16 protein-coding genes are annotated in these 17109 nt (G+C 57.1%); 4 read left to right on the forward strand and 12 right to left on the reverse strand.

The annotated features are described in order from the left end of the window. Positions 1-66: 66 nt before the first annotated feature. The 3 genes from GPICK_RS08335 to rimI are packed head-to-tail and all read right to left on the reverse strand — an operon-like array spanning position 67 to position 2291. A complete protein-coding gene (locus GPICK_RS08335; RefSeq protein WP_039742130.1) occupies positions 67-984 on the reverse strand; it encodes a dihydroorotate dehydrogenase in 918 nt (305 codons plus the stop codon). Between the two features lie 10 nt (positions 985-994). Beyond that, complete coding sequence (locus GPICK_RS08340) at positions 995-1810, reverse strand: dihydroorotate dehydrogenase electron transfer subunit (protein WP_039742133.1); 816 nt, start codon at positions 1808-1810, stop codon at positions 995-997. Then, positions 1800-2291: a ribosomal protein S18-alanine N-acetyltransferase gene (gene rimI / locus GPICK_RS08345; RefSeq protein WP_236685504.1), complete on the reverse strand. Its 492-nt coding sequence runs from the start codon at positions 2289-2291 to the stop codon at positions 1800-1802. Before rimI ends, GPICK_RS08340 begins: the two co-directional genes overlap by 11 nt. A 120-nt stretch (positions 2292-2411) precedes the next feature. Here rimI and purM point away from each other — a divergent pair, with 120 nt between their 5' ends. The 3 genes from purM (at position 2412) to GPICK_RS08360 (ending at position 4463) form a co-directional block, all read left to right on the forward strand. Next, a complete protein-coding gene (gene purM / locus GPICK_RS08350) occupies positions 2412-3458 on the forward strand; it encodes a phosphoribosylformylglycinamidine cyclo-ligase (protein WP_039742135.1) in 1047 nt (348 codons plus the stop codon). 38 nt (positions 3459-3496) lie between these two features. Then, a complete protein-coding gene (purN, locus tag GPICK_RS08355) occupies positions 3497-4129 on the forward strand; it encodes a phosphoribosylglycinamide formyltransferase (RefSeq protein WP_039742136.1) in 633 nt (210 codons plus the stop codon). Between the two features lie 61 nt (positions 4130-4190). Continuing rightward, positions 4191-4463 (forward strand): cytochrome c7, encoded by a 273-nt coding sequence (locus tag GPICK_RS08360; RefSeq protein ID WP_039742138.1) that lies wholly within the window; start codon positions 4191-4193, stop codon positions 4461-4463. A 67-nt stretch (positions 4464-4530) separates the two neighbouring features. Here the strand turns inward: GPICK_RS08360 and GPICK_RS08365 are convergent, their stop codons facing one another. Next, positions 4531-4848, reverse strand: a complete 318-nt coding sequence (locus tag GPICK_RS08365) for a TFIIB-type zinc ribbon-containing protein (RefSeq protein WP_039742140.1) — start codon at positions 4846-4848, stop codon at positions 4531-4533. Between the two features lie 302 nt (positions 4849-5150). Here GPICK_RS08365 and GPICK_RS18110 point away from each other — a divergent pair, with 302 nt between their 5' ends. After that, positions 5151-5528, forward strand: coding sequence for a hypothetical protein (locus tag GPICK_RS18110; protein ID WP_330217042.1), 378 nt, complete (start codon positions 5151-5153; stop codon positions 5526-5528). Positions 5529-5684: 156 nt separating this feature from the next. On the opposite strand, the gene pyrE is transcribed toward GPICK_RS18110, so the two are convergent. The 8 genes from pyrE to GPICK_RS08410 all read right to left on the reverse strand — a co-directional run bounded on the left by pyrE (position 5685) and on the right by GPICK_RS08410 (position 16927). Next, positions 5685-6233, reverse strand: coding sequence for an orotate phosphoribosyltransferase (gene pyrE / locus GPICK_RS08375; protein WP_039742144.1), 549 nt, complete (start codon positions 6231-6233; stop codon positions 5685-5687). A 17-nt stretch (positions 6234-6250) separates the two neighbouring features. Next, positions 6251-7651 carry an amidophosphoribosyltransferase gene (gene purF, locus GPICK_RS08380; protein WP_039742152.1) on the reverse strand — a complete coding sequence of 467 codons (1401 nt, stop codon included), beginning with the start codon at positions 7649-7651 and terminating at the stop codon, positions 6251-6253. A gap of 51 nt (positions 7652-7702) precedes the next feature. Beyond that, the gene (locus tag GPICK_RS08385) at positions 7703-8530 is read right to left on the reverse strand and encodes a phosphoribosylformylglycinamidine synthase subunit PurQ (protein ID WP_039742155.1); all 828 of its coding nucleotides are present in this window, start codon (positions 8528-8530) and stop codon (positions 7703-7705) included. A 1-nt stretch (position 8531) separates the two neighbouring features. Beyond that, positions 8532-11522, reverse strand: a complete 2991-nt coding sequence (locus tag GPICK_RS08390; protein WP_039742158.1) for a phosphoribosylformylglycinamidine synthase subunit PurS — start codon at positions 11520-11522, stop codon at positions 8532-8534. Further along, complete coding sequence (locus GPICK_RS08395; RefSeq protein WP_039742161.1) at positions 11522-12604, reverse strand: mechanosensitive ion channel family protein; 1083 nt, start codon at positions 12602-12604, stop codon at positions 11522-11524. The genes GPICK_RS08390 and GPICK_RS08395 overlap by 1 nt, the downstream gene beginning before the upstream one ends. Then, positions 12597-13892 (reverse strand): adenylosuccinate lyase, encoded by a 1296-nt coding sequence (purB, locus tag GPICK_RS08400; RefSeq protein ID WP_039742164.1) that lies wholly within the window; start codon positions 13890-13892, stop codon positions 12597-12599. Before purB ends, GPICK_RS08395 begins: the two co-directional genes overlap by 8 nt. 63 nt (positions 13893-13955) lie before the next feature. Then, positions 13956-14726: an MBL fold metallo-hydrolase gene (locus GPICK_RS16990; RefSeq protein WP_084201385.1), complete on the reverse strand. Its 771-nt coding sequence runs from the start codon at positions 14724-14726 to the stop codon at positions 13956-13958. A gap of 128 nt (positions 14727-14854) precedes the next feature. After that, positions 14855-16927: an ATP-binding protein gene (locus GPICK_RS08410; RefSeq protein ID WP_039742170.1), complete on the reverse strand. Its 2073-nt coding sequence runs from the start codon at positions 16925-16927 to the stop codon at positions 14855-14857. Between the last annotated feature and the right edge of the window lie 182 nt (positions 16928-17109).

Here is a 17109-nt window from a genome sequence, read left to right on the forward strand (position 1 = left end):
TCTCCAAACGGACAAAGGCGGGGGACTTCCCCGCCTTCGCATCCCCTGATTTTGCGCTGACTTCTCTCAGACTTCCAGCGCGCCGATCAGTTCCTTTACATCATGGATACCATTTTGTTCCAGATACGTCTCCATCTCGCCGGCGATCCGCTGGGCAGCCGACGGATCGAGGAAGTTGGCCGTTCCCACCTGAACGGCAGACGCCCCGGCCAGCATGAACTCGAGGGCATCGGTTCCCGACATGATGCCGCCAATGCCAATAACCGGAATCTTCACCGCCCTGGCGACCTGCCATACCATCCTCAGCGCCACCGGCTTCACGGCAGGCCCGGAAAGGCCACCGGTCACATTCGCCAGCACCGGTCGGCGTCTCTTCACGTCTATGGCCATTCCGGTCAGGGTATTGATGAGAGAGAGCGCGTCGGCCTCAGCATCGGCACAGGCCCACGCCATTTCGACAATATCGGTTACGTTGGGAGAAAGTTTGGCGATAACCGGCTTGATGGTCGCCTCGCGTACCGCCTTGACCACTGAGTAGGCCGCCTTGGGATCGGTGCCGAAGACGATGCCGCCATGTTTCACGTTGGGACAGGAAATATTGATCTCGACCCCCGTCACCTCGGGAATCCGATCGAGTCGCTCGGCAAGTTCGGCATACTCCTCAACGGTATTGCCGAAGAAATTCACGATCACCGGCGTCGAAACGGTGCGCAGGAATGGTACCTTGTGCTCGACAAAGGCTTCGATACCCACGTTCTGAAGACCTATGGCATTCAGCATGCCGCCGGTCGTTTCCTGGATGCGCGGCGTCGGATTGCCGGCCTTGGGTTTGATGGAAAGTCCCTTGGTGATGATGGCGCCGATCGATTCCAGATCGACATAGTCCGCAAACTCCTCGCCATACCCGAAGGTCCCGGAGGCGGTCATGACCGGGTTTCTAAACGTTATACCCGCAATTTCGACAGAAAGATCAGGCTTGCTCATCGTAGCTCCACTATACCCATTTCAGTTGATCGAAGGCGAACACCGGCCCGTCCTTGCAGACGCAGCGGTAATCGGGGGTCTCGTCCGAATGTTCCTTCCCCTTGACGACGCACCCGAGGCAGGCCCCCATGCCGCAGGCCATGTACGCCTCGAGTGAAACCTGGCAGGGTGTGGCCGTGCGCTGGGCAATCTCTGCAACCGCCTTCAGCATCGGCATCGGACCGCAGGCGTACAGGGTCTTCCGGCTCCTGTTCTCACGGATGTGCCGTTCCATGACCTCGGTCACGAGGCCCCGGTCCCCCAGCGTGCCATCATCGGTCGAGACATACGTCTCCACACCGAGCCGCTCGAATTCCGTGACGCAGAGGATGTCGTCCCTGGTCCTCCCTCCGAGGAAAAACCGGACCCGGGAATGCTGCACCAGGGTCTTGGCCAGGTAGTAGAGCGGTGCAATGCCGATTCCGCCTCCGACAAGAATTTTCTCTTCTTCAGGGTCACCGAGATCAAAGCCGGCTCCCAGTGGCGCAATCACGTCAACATGGTCCCCGTGATGATAACCGGAAAGTGCCTCGGTACCCTTACCCACAACCTTGTACAACATTTCGAGGTAGGTGGCTGCTCCAAGGCCCGGGAACTCCGACTCGGCCACGCCGACGTCGAAGATGCCGAAGGGGCGGCGCAAAAGCGGATCAATCGCATCCCGAACCCGTACCATGATGAACTGACCCGGCTGCGAACCGGCCAGTTCCGGGGGGGCGGTCATCCGCATCCTGAAATAGCCCGGAGAGACCTCCTGATTGGAGATGACCGTCGATTTAAACTGCATCGGCTCTACCCTCACTGTCGTTTATTGTGTATGCCATCAAGATGGCGTCTTCTCCGTTCTCGTAATAACTCTTCCTGACGCCGACATCCTCGAAACCGATTCGCCGGTACAACGCTATGGCAGATTCGTTGGACACCCGGACCTCAAGTCCTACCGTTCTGACCCCGTGGGCAGCGAGGGCCGAGATGGCCGTGTCTACCAGCATCCTGCCAACGCCTCGCCCCCTGCAATCGCGGCGAACGGCCACATCCAGTATCTCGCCTTCATCCAGGACAAACGTCGCGCAGATGTAGCCCGCAAGCTGACCTTGCCCGATTCGGGCAATAAGGGGGAGAGAACGGTGAGAATCTATTTCTGCAAGGAAGTGATCCCTGGTCCAGGGCCGGGGGAATGAGTCCGTTTCAATCGCGATTACCTCGTCGAGATCGGCGGCGGTCATCGGATGAATTGTGGCAGCGTCGAGATCCATCTCGGGCAGCATCTTAAGCGAAGCTCACCCCGCTTGTAAACTGTTTTTTCGGGCAGTTGCAGCGCCAGATAGGGTTTGACTTTTGCCTGCTCATGGGTTAAATTTTCTTCCTCATTTCACGGGAGGAACAGCTTGAACGATACCGGAGTAACCTACAAGGATGCAGGCGTTGACATCGACGCCGGCAATACGTTTGTCAAGATGATCAAGCCGTTCGTAAAGGCCACGTCGCGGCCGGAGGTCATCTCCGACATCGGCGGATTTGGCGGCCTGTTTTCGCTGAATGCCAGCAAATACAAGAATCCGGTACTGGTTTCCGGCACCGACGGTGTAGGAACCAAGCTCAAGATTGCCATGATGGCTGACCGCCACGATACCGTCGGTATCGACCTGGTGGCGATGTGCGTGAACGATATCGTCGTCCAGGGGGCCGAGCCCCTTTTCTTTCTCGATTATTTTGCCACCGGCAAACTCGATCCGGCCAAGGGAGCCGAACTCGTCAAGGGGATTTCCGAGGGGTGTGTTCAGGCCGGCTGTGCGCTCATCGGCGGTGAAACCGCAGAGATGCCCGGTTTTTACCAGCCCGGCGAATACGATCTTGCAGGATTCACCGTCGGCGTCGTGGACCGCGAAAAGATCATCGACGGCTCGTCCATCACCGTCGGCAACAAACTCATCGGCATAGCCTCAAGCGGTCTCCACAGCAACGGCTATTCTCTGGCCCGCAAGGTCATCTTCGATGTCATGGGGCTCGGGATCAACGACACCCTCCCGGGACTTTCCCAGAGCGTGGCCGACGCCCTTCTCACCCCCACTCGGATTTACGTTAAATCGGTTCTCAACCTCCTGCGTGATTTCCGCATCAACGGCATTGCTCACATCACCGGCGGAGGACTTCTGGAGAACGTGCCGCGTGTCCTTCCGAAAGGATGCAAAGCGGTCATTCGACTCGACAGCTGGGCAGTTCCCGACATCTTCCGCATTATTCAGGATGCCGGCAAGATTGACATGGCTGAGATGCACCGCACCTTCAACTGTGGCATCGGCATGGTCCTGGCCGTACCGGAAAAAGAGGCCGACGAAATTCTGATCCGCCTCTCGGGACTTCATGAGAAAGCTTTTGTTATCGGCGAGGTAGCAAAATGCGATGCCGGCACTGAATCCGTAGACCTCATCTGAACCAAATCATATCTGTCGTCCCAAACGGATACCGAGTAATGGCTGAACCACTGAAAATTGGCGTACTGGCCTCCGGAAACGGCTCGAACCTTCAAGCCATTATCGATCAGGTTGAAACGGGCGTCATCCAGGCCCGGATAGCCTGCGTTATTGCCAACAAATCCGATGCCTTCGCACTGGAGCGGGCGAAACGGCACGGGATACCGGCTTTCTTTCTGGATCACCGCGCCTTTGCCGGCCGCGAGGCTTACGATGCTGCCGTCGTCGAGACACTCCGGGGGTACGGCGTCCGCCTTGTGGTGCTGGCCGGCTTCATGAGAATCATAACGCCGGTCCTCCTCGAAGCGTTCCCCCTTTCGATCATGAACATCCATCCAGCGCTTCTTCCCGCATTCCCCGGACTCCACGCCCAAAGGCAGGCGCTCCAGTACGGGGCAAAGATTTCCGGCTGTACGGTTCATTTCGTGGACGAAGGAACGGATACGGGCCCCATTGTTATCCAGGCGGCTGTGCCGGTCATGGGCAATGATACCGAGGAGACGCTTGCCGCCAGGATCCAGGTTGAAGAGCATCGCATCTACCCCCAAGCGGTCAGACTCTTCGCGGAAGGCCGGCTGCAGGTTGTGGGCCGCAAAGTAACCATTACCGATGTGATCAGTACCCAATCATGACGAAAGTCAGCATTTCACCGATGGCTGCAGCCTATGCTCATGCGGGGAAAGGGAACGTGATATGAACAGGGTCATTATCCTTCTGATTGCATCTTTGTGGTGGGCATCGCTGGCAGCGGGTGCGGACACCCTCGTGTTCCCATCCAAAAATGGAAACGTTGCGTTCAATCACAAAAAGCACAACGACATGTTGCGTGAATGCAGATTTTGCCACGACAAGTCCCCGGGCAGAATCGCCGGCTTCGGGAAAGACTTTGCACATAAGACCTGCAAGGGATGCCATGAACTGCGGGGTGCGGGACCGACCAAGTGCGGGTTGTGCCACAAGAAGTAGTATTCACCGATTCAGAGAGCAAATCAAAAGCCGGTTCCAATGGGAACCGGCTTTTTCGTTTCAGACGTCACTCGAAAGTTTCGGGCGCCTCATTCTCGCCCTTGAACCATTTATCGAACCAACTTCTGTGGTCTTTCGAGGCCAGAATTCTCAGGTCGTTGGGACCAAGCCAGACACCGCCACACCCGGGGCATTTGTCGAGCGGCACTCCTCTGAATGTCATGGCTTCAATCTCGTCTCCACATTTGGGACAACGATCCTTGCAGAGTTCACGGATGAGTTTTTCTTTCGTTTCTGCGCGCATCTGCTCGATCTTTTCCCGATCCTGCCTGAAGATATACTGATTCTCCAATGCCTTCTCGCGCTCTTGCCAGATGTTTTTCATGGTGTGGTCCCTCCCGCACGATAGCGCTTTCCCTTAGTAGCAGTATACCAGATCGCGTTCATCGCGCAGGACTCACCTCGGATTCAACGCCTGTGGCACCTAAACCATTCAGCAAGGGACGTCCATTCGTATCCATCGAAATCCATCAGCACTGCAGTCGGTATGAAGGTATCCAATTCCAGGAATAAATCTCCCGTGAGCTCCTGGGAGAATTGCCGGAACAACTGGACCTCACGGCGGAAGATCGACGACAATTCCCCCCGGAGTCGTCTGTCGTCAAGCGGATCTTCACTGACAAAATTATGGCTGCACCACTCGTCGTGGAGCACCTCTCCGGAAACGTCAACGAGTGGGATTCCGTGAAGCCGGCAGGTCATGGGTCGATACGGGTAGATGAGACAGTTTCCGTCAGACCCGATCAGGGGACAGGGCGTTTCATCATCATCCGGCATGAGAAGTTCCCAGTCATCCTCGGGGCGATAATTGAGGAGATACGGTTCCGTAAACTCAGGCCAGTGCTCTCGGAATCCATCGGAGCGTTTTCGGCACCGGTCGAGAACCTGCGACCTGGTACCTTCATCGAGCTGATTGAAGCCAGCCTTCAGGTACGCAGCGTCGAGAAGCGTAATGTCAAAGAGACCGCGGCAGCATTCGGAACATCCCTCACTGCAGCGGATTGATGTCCCTGCACTGCTGAGGCAATGGTGAAACCAGCGGTCCACCTCGGAAAGAAGAGCGCCGTATTCGGAAAGTATTCGATCCATAATGCCCCAAAAAAGAAGGCGGGAGAGCTTCCCCGCCTTTGCTATGCTGAATGTTTCGCTCCGCCGGAGACGTTACGCGAGAAGGTCTGCCTTGGTGAAGATGGTCTTCAGCCAGAACCCCTCTTTTTCAATGTTCTCGCGCCCCCCCTCCTGACGGTCGACGAGGGAGACGATGCCGAGAACCTCAAGCCCTTCCTCTTCCGCACGGCGGACCGCTTTCATGGAGGAGCCGCCCGTGGTGACGACGTCCTCCACAATGATGACCTTAGAGCTGGGAGGAAGATTCTTCCGCCCCTCAAGCCATTGACCGGTGCCATGACCTTTCGGCTCCTTGCGGATGATAAAGGCGTGCATCGGCCGCCCCTCGAGATAGGCAGCAATGGAGGTGGCGGTGGCAATGGGGTCGGCTCCCAAGGTGATCCCCCCTACCCCCTGAACACCTTCCACGTCCTTGATGGCTTCATAGAACAGCTTACCGACCAGGAGTCCGCCCTCTGCATGGAGGGTGGTCTGCTTCCCGTCGAAGTAAAAATCGCTCTCGCGTCCCGAGGCGAGAGTGACTTTCCGCTTTTCATAGGAGAGCTGCAGGATGATTTGTTTGAGTCGTTCCCTATCGGTCATTATCGAAGGTGCTCCTTTCAGAAGAGGTCAAGCTGGGGTTCAGCCGCCAATTTGGGGAATCGGATGGGGTAGCCGCCGGAGAAGCAGGCCTTGCAGTAGGGGTTCGTACCGGTCCCCACGGCCTCCAGCAGACCTTCCTCGGACAGGTATCCGAGGGAATCGGCAGTGATATACCGCCTGATCTCGTCAATGGTGTGCGACGATGAAATGAGCTCTTTCCGGGTCGGCGTGTCGATGCCGTAGTAGCAGGGATAGCTCGTCGGCGGAGAGGAAATGCGGACATGAACCTCTTTGGCACCGGCATTGCGCACCATCTTGACTATCTTGCGCGACGTCGTGCCGCGGACGATGGAATCGTCGATGACCACGACCCGCTTCCCCTTCAGGATGTCACGCACGGGATTGAGCTTGATCTTGACGCCGAAATGGCGGATCGATTGCTGGGGCTCGATGAAGGTCCTGCCGATGTAGTGATTGCGGATGAGACCGAGCTCGAAGGGAATCCCCGATTCCTGGGCATAGCCGAGGGCCGCGGGAACTCCCGAATCCGGAACCGGAATGACGATATCGGCGTCGACCTGGTGCTCGCGAGCAAGCTGGCGCCCGAATTCCTTCCGCACCATGTAGACGTTCTTGCCGAAAATGTACGAATCCGGGCGGGCGAAGTAGACAAACTCGAAGATACAGGGCGCCGCTTCGGTCTTGGCGAGAGGAAAATGGGAGGAGACGCCATCCTTGGTGATGACAACGATCTCCCCCGGCTCGATCTCACGGATGAACTCGGCCTCGATAAGGTCAAGGGCACAGCTTTCGGAGGCGACCACCCACCCTTCGCCAAGCTTTCCGAGGCACAGGGGGCGGAATCCCTGGGGGTCGCGGGCGGCGATCATGCGGGTCTCCGTGAGGAAGAGAAGACAGTAAGCCCCCTTAACCCTCCCGAGAGCCTCGGCGATACGGTCTTCCAACGAATTCTGCTTGGACGTGGCGAGAAGGTGCAGGAGCACCTCCGTATCCATGGTGGTCTGGAAGATGGAGCCCCAGGCCTCCAGCTCGTCCTTCACCGTCTGGGCGTTCACAAGGTTGCCGTTGTGCGCGACGGCGATGGAGCCTCGGGAGTAGTCGACCATGATCGGTTGGACGTTCTTGATGACCGAATCTCCGGTAGTGGAGTACCGGACATGACCGATGGCCGAGCGCCCCGGCAGTTTCTTGAATATCTCCTGGTCGCCGAAGACATCCGCCACAAGCCCCATGCTCTTGTGGGAGAAGAGGGTCCTGCCGTCCGACGACACGATGCCGCAGCTCTCCTGGCCGCGGTGCTGCAGGGCATAAAGGCCGAGGTAGGTCAGGTTGGCTGCTTCCGGATGCCCATAAACACCAAAAATGCCACACTCTTCCGTTGGTCTGTAAAGCTTCATTACGTCTCCATGTACGATAAAAGCGGCTGCACGATTACAGCCGCCCGGGTGTTACAGCAGATTCTTCCTGGCATACTCTGAGGCATTCTTGAAAAGGATGAGTCCGTCGCCTTCCTCGGGAAGCTCTTCGCGGGTCCAGCGCGGATGGTTGATCCGGTGGACGAAAGCCTCGGGATGCGGCATCATCCCCATGAGACGGCCGGTTTCGTTGCAGAGTCCCGCAATGGCATTCACCGAGCCGTTCGGATTGAGAGGAAACTCCATGGTAGGCGTTGCATAAGAGCTGTCGGAATACTTGAAGACCGCCAGATGCTTCGCCTCGATGGTGTCCAGGGTTGCCTGGCTGTCGACAACGAATTTCCCCTCGCCGTGGCGGATCGGAAGGTACAGCCCCTTCGCTACCCCTTTCGTGTAGACGCATGTCGAAGCGGAATCGGTCTTGAGATACACCCACCGGTCCTGGAACCGGCCGCAGTCGTTGAAGGTAAGGGTCGCTGCCTGTGTCAGATAGCGCCCGTCAAACGCAGGCAAAAGCCCCATCTTCACCATCAGCTGGAAGCCGTTGCAGACACCGAGAATCAGCTTGCCGTCAGCGATGAAGCGTGTCAGCTGATCGAGCAGGTGTTCACGGAGATCGTCGACCTTTGCGTATTTGAGCCGGTTGGCCTGGGCCTTGGCACTGCCGAGATCGTCTCCGTCGAGAAACCCGCCGGTCAGATTCAGGAAGTGGAAATTGTCCAGCCTCACCTCACCCGCCAATAGATCGGAAATATGGGCAATGACGACATCGTCGAAACCGCCGAGCCGGCAGGCATGGGCCGCCTCCGTCTCGCAGTTGGTACCGTTGCCGGTCATGACTATCGCTCGTGCTTTCGCCATCTTACAGCTCCCTCAGCGGGCTCTGCCACGCTTGCTTGAGTTCGTCTATCCGCTCGTTGATCACCGGTGTACCTGCCAGGCCGTCAATACGCAGAACGGCCTCCTCCGTAACAACCCCGATGGCCGAAACTCCACATTCCCCCATCACCGACTCAAAGGCCTGACGGTGATGGGGGCGGATGGTTACCAGATGCCGCGAAGCCGATTCGGAGAAGAGCAGAACGGCATCGTTCTTCTCGGTGCTGTCACCGCTCCACCGGACGCTCTTCAGGTCGGCCGAGATCCCGAAGCCGCCGGCAAAGGCCTTTTCCGCCAGGGCCACGGCGAGGCCACCGTCGGAAAGATCATGACAGGAGGCGACCAACCCGTCGGTAATGGCCCGGTGGAGCGCGCGGTAACGCGTAAGGGCAGCCTCGGCATTGACCTTCGGCACATTGTTGCCGATCTCCCCGCGGAGGGCGAAGTACTCGGAGCCACCAAGCTCGTTTGCCGTTTCACCAAGAAGGTAGACGATATCTTCGGGGCGCTTGACGTCCATGGTGACGGCCTTGCGCACATCATCGATCTTGCCGATGACCGAGAAGAGGAGCGTCGGCGGAATGGAAATCTTGACCGCTCCGTCGTAAAAGTCGTTTTTCATGGAATCCTTGCCGGAAATGAGGGGGATGCCATAGGCGACGCAGTAGTCGTACAATGCCTTGTTGGAGCGGACCAGCTGGGCCATCTTGTACTCGCCGTCCGGCGTCTTCTCCGACTGGACCGGATCGCACCAGCAGAAGTTGTCGAGTCCGGACACCAGATCCAGCGAGCCGCCGACGGCCACGTAGTTGCGCAATCCCTCGTCGATGGCGTTGGCGGTCATGTGATAGGTATCGATGTCGCTGTAGCGGGGGCAGATGCCGTGGCCCACCACGACCCCCTCGAAGGAATCAAGCACCGGACGAACCACGGCTGCGTCGGAAGGACCGTCGTTGGCAACGCCCGTGAAGGGCTTCACCACGCTCCCCCCCTGAACCTCGTGGTCATAACGGCGGACCACCGACTCTTTGGAACAGATGTTGAGCGCGCCGAGAAGTTGCTTGAGATCGGCGGTATAATCGGACGAAACCTCGATGGCCGGTTCCTCGTGCCGCTTGATCTCCCAGACCCCCCGCATCTCCATGGGAGGGAGCCCCTCATGGAGAAAGCTGATCGGCAGATAGGCGATGGTCCGCTCGCCGAACTCGATATGAAAGATGCCCGTATCGGTGAATTCACCGAGCACCGTTGCCTCCACTCCGAAGCGCTTCGCCATGGCCAGGAATTCGTCGATATGGGCCGGCGGCACGGCGAGGCTCATCCGCTCCTGGGCCTCGGAGATGAGAATCTCCCAAGGATCGAGTCCCGGATATTTGAGCGGCGCCCTTGAGAGATCCATCCGGCAGCCGCCGCACTCCTTGGCCATCTCGCCGACCGATGAGGAGAGCCCGCCAGCACCGTTGTCGGTGATGAAGTTGTAGAGTCCCCTGTCACGGGCACGGATGAGGAAGTCGGTCATCCGCTTCTGGGTGATCGGATCGCCGATCTGGACGGCGGTCACCGGGGAATTTTCGTTCAGCTCCTCAGACGAGAAGGTGGCACCGTGGATGCCGTCCTTGCCGATCCGTCCGCCGGTCATGACGATGAGGTCGCCCGGATTGATATGTTTCTCGTGGGCCGGCTTGCCGTTGATGGTGGCCGGCATGAGACCGGCGGTACCGCAGAAGACCAAGGGCTTGCCGGCAAAGCGGTCATCGAAGACCAGAGAACCGTTCACCGTCGGGATGCCGCTCTTGTTCCCGCCGTGTTCCACCCCTTCCACAACCCCTTCATAGATGCGACGGGGATGCAGGAGACGACTGGGGAGCGGTTTTTCGTAGAACGGAGAGGCAAAGCAGAAGACATCGGTGTTAAAGATAAGCCGGGCCCCCATGCCAGTGCCGAAGGGATCGCGGTTAACGCCGACGATGCCGGTCAGGGCCCCGCCGTAGGGATCGAGTGCCGACGGAGAATTGTGGGTCTCGACCTTGAAGACCAGTGACCAGTCATCGTTAAACCTGATGACGCCCGCGTTGTCCTTGAACACTGACAGGCAGTAGTCATTCTCCCCCTGCTGCTGGCGAACCGTGGCCGTGGTCCGCTGGATGTAACTCTTGAACAGGGACTTGATCTCTTCGCGATTCCCGTGCTCATCGATGTACTCGACGTTTCCGGAGAAGATCTTGTGCTTGCAGTGCTCGGACCAGGTCTGGGCCAGCGCCTCAAGCTCCGCATCGGTCGGTTTGTCCGAAAGCCCCATCTCCTGGCGTTTGGCAAGGACCGCGGGATCACGATAGTGAGCCTGGATGATCTTCATCTCATCAAGGGTGAGGGCCAGTACCCCATCCTTGCTGATCCGCATCAGCTCCTCGTCCGTAACGTTCAGATCGATTTCGCGCACTTGGCTCCGGGTCTCGGCGGTAACCTTCGGAACGGAGACGGGTACCCCTCCCTGGGCCATGAATTCGGCCTGGTCGAGGATGACGAAACGCTGAATGAGGGTGTTGCACAGCAGGTCTTTTGCAATCCGTTCCACGTCGGTTCGGGATAGCGCACCGTTCAGCAGATACTGGACCGATGTATAGACCCCCTCTCCCGCAGCGAAGGGGCGACCGGATATGTACTCGATCGCTTCACGGGCGGTCCGACCGACGTTGTCGGTAACGCCGGGGCGAAACCCGACCTCAACGAGGAAATCGAACCCCGTCGCCACCGGCCGGTCGATGCTCCAGTCCTGAATGACCGGATCGCAGAAAGGCTCAGAGGCCGCCTTCACCAGATCGTCCTCGGCCAGCTCGGCATCCACGGTGTAGACGTCGATGGTCCGGACGCCTTCAACCGAAAGATGGAGGAAATGTTCGATTTCGCGCTTGATCCGCTCGCCGCGGGCGTCGCGTACCCCATTCCTGAGGGCTATCTCGATTCGTCTCGCCATTACTGTTCCTTTTCCAAGAAAACTGTCCGGGTCGGGAACGGAATCTCGATTCCCTCCTCCCGGAAACGGGTTATGATACGTTCGTTGATACGATCGGTGGTCGCAAAGACCCGACCATAATCCTCAACCCAGAAGAAGAGCGCCATATTGAGGGCGCTTTCGCCAAAGGAGACCAGAAAAGCCTCCGGAGCGGGATCCCTGAGTACATCGGGAAAGTCGAGGGCCGTCTCGGTCAGGATTCGCTTCACGATCCCCACATCGCTCCCATATCCGACGCCGACGCTCACCTTTCCCTTGGCACGCATATCGGGAAACGCCATGTTGATGATCGTCGTGTTGCATAGTTCGGAGTTTGGGATGATGAGGAGCGTGTTGTCGACGGTTTTGATTTTGGTGGTGCGGAGCCCGATATCGGCAACGTCCCCCCACTGACCGGAGGTGAGCTGGACGCGGTCGCCGATCCGGAACGGCCGGTCCACCATGAGGGTGAAACCTGAAATCATGTTGGCCAGGGTATCCTTGGCCGCCATACCGATGGCCAGAGAACCGATTCCGAGGGCGGTCACGACCGACAGGATGTCGTAGTTGAAATGCCGCAGCGTCACCATCAGGGCAATGCCCGCGAGGAAGATGGTGATCAGTTTTTCGAGCGGTGGGATGATCTGCCGGTCCACCCCCGTCCCGTGGCGCTCGGCGAGGCGCGTGCCGTACCACACCAAAAGCTCGTCGATTGCGCGCCAGGCGATGTTGGTGACGACTATGACGTTGAGAATGAACACGGCGCCCGACAGGGCAACATGGGCCTTCTCGGGCAGCGGCAGGGACTTTACGGCGAAGTAGAGACCTGCCAGCACCACGAGGAGGCACGTGGGCGGCGTCACCCGCCTGAGGATCCGGTCGTCCAGATCAGTGCGCGTGAACGACGTCAGCCGCGGAGCCCAACGGGTCAGAAGATAACGGGCGACGAGCGAAAGAACCCAGTAGAAAGTGAAGATGACGACAGCCGCCAGGAGTTCTTTGAGCCAGAACACCAGAGAGTTGTCGCCCGCTCCGCTTCTGAAGAGCTCGAGGATATTATCCACCGAAGACCCTCGAGAAAATGGTGTCTACGTGCTTGAGGTGATAGTTGAGGTCAAATGCCTCGCAAATCTCTTCCTCAGGGAGGTACCCCCTCACCTCGTCATCGGCCAGGAGCTCGGTCTGGAAATCCTTTCCCTGCTCCCACACCTTCATGGCGTTGCGCTGGACGAGCTCGTAGGCCTTTTCGCGGGAAGCGCCGGCAGTGGCCAGTTTAAGCAGGACGCGCTGCGAAAAGATAAGTCCCCGCATGAGGTTGAGGTTTTTCATCATGTTTTCGGGATAGACCACGAGGTTATCGATGAGACCGATGCAGCGGTTGAGCATGAAATCCATCACGATCGTCGCGTCCGGACCGATGATCCGTTCTACGGAGGAGTGGGAGATGTCGCGCTCGTGCCAGAGCGGCACGTTCTCCAGAGCCGATACGGCGTAACCGCGCACCAGGCGGGCCAATCCGGTGAGGTTCTCGGACAGGACCGGGTTACGCTTGTGCGGCATGGCCGACGATCCCTTCTGCCCCTTGCTGAAGAACTCCTCGGCCTCCAGGACCTCCGTCCGCTGAAGATGACGGATCTCGACGGCGAACTTCTCGATGGAGCTTGCGATAATCGCCAGCGTCGAGAAGAACTCGGCGTGGCGGTCGCGCTGGATGACCTGCGTTGCGCAGGGAGCGGGCTTCAGCCCCGCCTTGAGGCAGACGTACTCCTCGACCCGGGGATCGATATTCGCGAAGGTGCCGACCGCACCGGAAATCTTCCCGTAAGCCACGGTCTCTCGAGCCGCCTCCATCCGGCGGAGGTTTCGGCGCATCTCGTCATACCAGAGCGCCATCTTGATACCGAAAGTCACCGGTTCTGCATGGATTCCGTGGGAACGCCCCATCATCGGGGTATCCTTGTGCTCGAGTGCCCGGCGCTTGATAACCTCCATCAGGCGCTTGATGTCCTCAATAATGAGGTCGGAGGCCTCTGCAAGCAGCATGGCGAAAGAGGTGTCGAGAACATCCGAAGAGGTGAGCCCAAGATGGACAAAGCGCGAATCGTCACCGATGTAATCGGCGACCGAGGTGAGGAAGGCGATGACGTCATGCTTTACGGTCCGCTCGATCTCGTCAATGCGCTCCACGTCAAAGTTGGCCTTGGACTTGATCCGCTCGACCGCTTCCGCCGGAATGTTTCCCAGGTCAGCATGGGCCTCGCAGGCGTAGATTTCGATGTCAAGCCACTTCTGGTAGCGGTTCCTCGGCTCCCAGATGCGGGTCATTTCAGGACGGCTGTAACGTTCGATCACGGTAGATTCTCCTTCGTCGAAAACGGAAGTAAAAGGGCTGACTTCGCGTCGGCCCTGCGATGATCAGAGGCGGAGGACTTCACTTGGCTGGGACTGTTCACCGACAATGAGCCGGGGCAAGCAGACGCTCTGCGAGTTCAAGAGGTTCTGTGTCACGTCCCGTGCAACGGTCGGGTCGTTGTTGATTTCGGAAAGGTGTGCAAGGAAAAGGCCTTTAAGACCGGGGCTCAGTAAATCCGACAGCAGGGCCGCAGAATCGTTATTGGAAAGATGCCCGTGACGGGATTTGATCCGTTGTTTAAGGTGCCAGGGATAGGGGCCATTGATGAGCATCTCTTCGTCATGATTCGATTCGAGCACCAGCACCCGGCAATCCTTGAGCTTTTCGGCAACGAGACGGGTCGCGACGCCGAAATCGGTGGCGACACCGACCTTACCTTCACCACTTTCGAAGGTGAATCCGACCGGGTCACAGGCATCGTGGGTAATGGGAAAAGGATCGACCAGAATATCCCGGCACATGAACGAGTAACCCGATTCGAACTCGGTAACCACCACTCCCGAGAGTGCGTCTCCCAATGCCCGATGTGTCGGATAACTTACATAGACGGGCAGATGATACTTACGGGCAAGCACCCCTACCCCGCGTACATGGTCTACGTGTTCATGACTGACGAACAGGCCGTCCAGATCAGCGGCATCGACACCGATAGCAGCGAGCCGCCGCACGATCTCCCGCGCCGAAAGCCCTGCGTCAACAAGGACCCTGCTCTCGCCCGATTCGACATAAAGGGAGTTCCCCTTGCTTCCGCTGGCGAGCAGGCAGACCTTCACGAACCCTCCGATTTATTGGCCCCAAAGACGCTGGCCCAGCCCCATGGCATAACCAATTTTTTATACCGAAATGCCGGCAGATATTCAAGGTGAAACACGGTAGTTTTTTTTAATTAACAGGAGAGTTGTTACTTGAGAAGATTCAGGTAATCTATCGTGCCATCGCCGGTGACGGGATTAAGAGGCAAAACGATATGGAATGTGGAGCCGGGGAAGTACTCCGGATTGTAACCGGGGGACTCGACCCAGACCTCTCCTCCGTGCATCTCGACGATTCCCTTTGCTATCGACAGACCAAGTCCGGCTCCGCGAGCTTTGAAGGCGACCTTGCCGGAACTGTGCTCCTCTATATTGCCGGCCTCGTAAAATTTGTCGAAGATTCGGAGCTGGTCGTCAATATCGATGCCGATTCCGGTATCGGCAACGGTTATCTCTACGTAAAGGTGCTGATCCTTGCCTATGTTGACCACCTGCTGCACCGGTTCGGCCGACGGAGACTGCTTGGACCGCAGGAGGTATTTTGCCCGGGTCGAAACCGTGATTTTCCCCGCATCGGGAGTAAATTTGATGGCATTTCCAATGACATTCGAAAGCAGCTGCATCAACCGAACACTGTCTCCATTTATCAAGGGGATCGTCTCGTCCAATTCCAGGCCGATCTGCTGCTTGCGCATCGAAACGAAAAAACGAAGCTCATTGACGGAATCCGATACCAACTGATTGACGTTGACCTCATCCAAGCGCAGCTGGAGTCGCTTTTCGTCGATCATGGAGATGTCCACCATATCCTTGACAATGCCGTCAAGCCTTGCAGCGGCGTTGGCAATGTTCTGGATCATCTCCAGGATGTTGTGATCGACCTTGTCGGGAATATCGGACAGAATCAGTTCCGCATATCCCATGATGACCGTGAGGGGAGTTTTGAGCTCATGGGAGGCGATGCCGAGGAACGAGTCTTTCATCTTGTTGAGGCGCGCCAAGTCGGTGGCGCTTTTTTCAAGGTTGAAGAGAATCTCTCGTTCCCTCGTTACATCCCGAATGATGGCCTGAATGAGTTTTTCGCTCCCGATGGTAACGATATTGGCATGGATGAGGCCAACAACGTGTTCGCCCGTCGTACGCTGGAAATGTATTTCTTCAGCTACCGGCTTGCCCTTCCCTGCCTGCTGAAAAAAAGAATAGACTACCGGCGCGTTGAGTGCTCCGATATGGGTAAGCATTCGGCCAAGGGGGAACCCGACAATTTCATCGGAAGTATGTCCAAAAAACTCCTCCGCCATCTTGTTGACCATTTTGACGATCTCATTCTCATCAATAACGACAATGGCATCGCTTGCATCTTCAAGAAGCGACTTATAAAGTTCTTCCGATTTTTCGAGATCGAGACTCAAGGTTTCGAGCTTGAGGTATGAAGAGTGAAGGTCATTGTGAATATTCTCAAGCTCCTGATAATTGCGTCTGATCTCCTCTTCCCTGTTTCTGAGAGCCTCTGACATGACATTGACACTCTTTGCCAGTTCATCGAATTCGTAAACAGGTAGTGACTTGATTCTCTGTTCAAAATCCCCTTCTGAAATCTTCTTTACCCCGCTGAGCAGAGCAGAAATCGGTTGAACAATGCTTCTTTTGACAAATATGACCACCAGTGAGAAGGAAATGAGGAAAAAAAGCGCGAGAACCATCAGGGAGCGAAGGATGATACGGTCAACCTTTTGCCCTACCACATCATCGGAAAAACCGATATGAATGAGCGCGACCTGCTTGCCGTCAGGTGCTCGAACCGGTGTGACGGTGTCGTAGTACGCGTTCTCGTCGCCGATCAGATGAATGCTCTGGTCCAGTCGCGTGGTAAACGCCTTCTTAATTATGTCAAAGCGGAGTCTGCTGAGGGAGGCATCGTTGAAAAACAAGACATTGCCTTCGCTGTCGGTAATGACGCAGTAGGCAATCTCGGGGCTGGCCTGCACAAGTTCGCGACAACGCTCTGTCAATCCGGTGATTTCACGCACATCGAGGCCGAGCCCGACAACCTTTTCAATGCTCGCTTTGAGCGACGTGCCAAGGCTTTGCGATCTCAGGATAAGGGCCTGAACATAATCACGCCGAAACCCCACGATATCCATCCCCGAGTTTGCGGCAATGGTCAGGAACAGAATCGCAAAAGCGAGCAATATGATCCGTTTTTCAAGAGTATTCTTCATTAAAATAGTAAGAGGCAAGTGACCTTGGATATTTCTTCACTTTCACATAGTAGCACAACTGACGCAGCAGGCTCACGCATTAATTTGTTCGCCAGCATCGCCCGTGGGGCCTTATCGGAAGAGGGTTCAGCGTCGTGAAAAGAAGTTGACGTTGGGAGGGTAACTCTATATTATTGTCGCGT

It is taken from the genome of Geobacter pickeringii, from assembly GCF_000817955.1.
Lineage (GTDB): Bacteria > Desulfobacterota > Desulfuromonadia > Geobacterales > Geobacteraceae > Geobacter > Geobacter pickeringii.

What these genes read in the sequence shown, in the direction of transcription:
- GPICK_RS08335 (WP_039742130.1), bottom strand. Translation starts at nt 984, where the DNA reads ATGAGCAAGCCTGATCTTTCTGTCGAAATTGCGGGTATAACGTTTAGA.
- GPICK_RS08340 (WP_039742133.1), bottom strand. Translation starts at nt 1,810, where the DNA reads ATGCAGTTTAAATCGACGGTCATCTCCAATCAGGAGGTCTCTCCGGGC.
- rimI (WP_236685504.1), bottom strand. Translation starts at nt 2,291, where the DNA reads ATGCTGCCCGAGATGGATCTCGACGCTGCCACAATTCATCCGATGACC.
- purN (WP_039742136.1), top strand. Translation starts at nt 3,497, where the DNA reads ATGGCTGAACCACTGAAAATTGGCGTACTGGCCTCCGGAAACGGCTCG.
- GPICK_RS08360 (WP_039742138.1), top strand. Translation starts at nt 4,191, where the DNA reads ATGAACAGGGTCATTATCCTTCTGATTGCATCTTTGTGGTGGGCATCG.
- GPICK_RS08365 (WP_039742140.1), bottom strand. Translation starts at nt 4,848, where the DNA reads ATGAAAAACATCTGGCAAGAGCGCGAGAAGGCATTGGAGAATCAGTAT.
- GPICK_RS18110 (WP_330217042.1), top strand. Translation starts at nt 5,151, where the DNA reads ATGGCTGCACCACTCGTCGTGGAGCACCTCTCCGGAAACGTCAACGAG.
- pyrE (WP_039742144.1), bottom strand. Translation starts at nt 6,233, where the DNA reads ATGACCGATAGGGAACGACTCAAACAAATCATCCTGCAGCTCTCCTAT.
- purF (WP_039742152.1), bottom strand. Translation starts at nt 7,651, where the DNA reads ATGAAGCTTTACAGACCAACGGAAGAGTGTGGCATTTTTGGTGTTTAT.
- GPICK_RS08385 (WP_039742155.1), bottom strand. Translation starts at nt 8,530, where the DNA reads ATGGCGAAAGCACGAGCGATAGTCATGACCGGCAACGGTACCAACTGC.
- GPICK_RS08390 (WP_039742158.1), bottom strand. Translation starts at nt 11,522, where the DNA reads ATGGCGAGACGAATCGAGATAGCCCTCAGGAATGGGGTACGCGACGCC.
- GPICK_RS08410 (WP_039742170.1), bottom strand. Translation starts at nt 16,927, where the DNA reads ATGAAGAATACTCTTGAAAAACGGATCATATTGCTCGCTTTTGCGATT.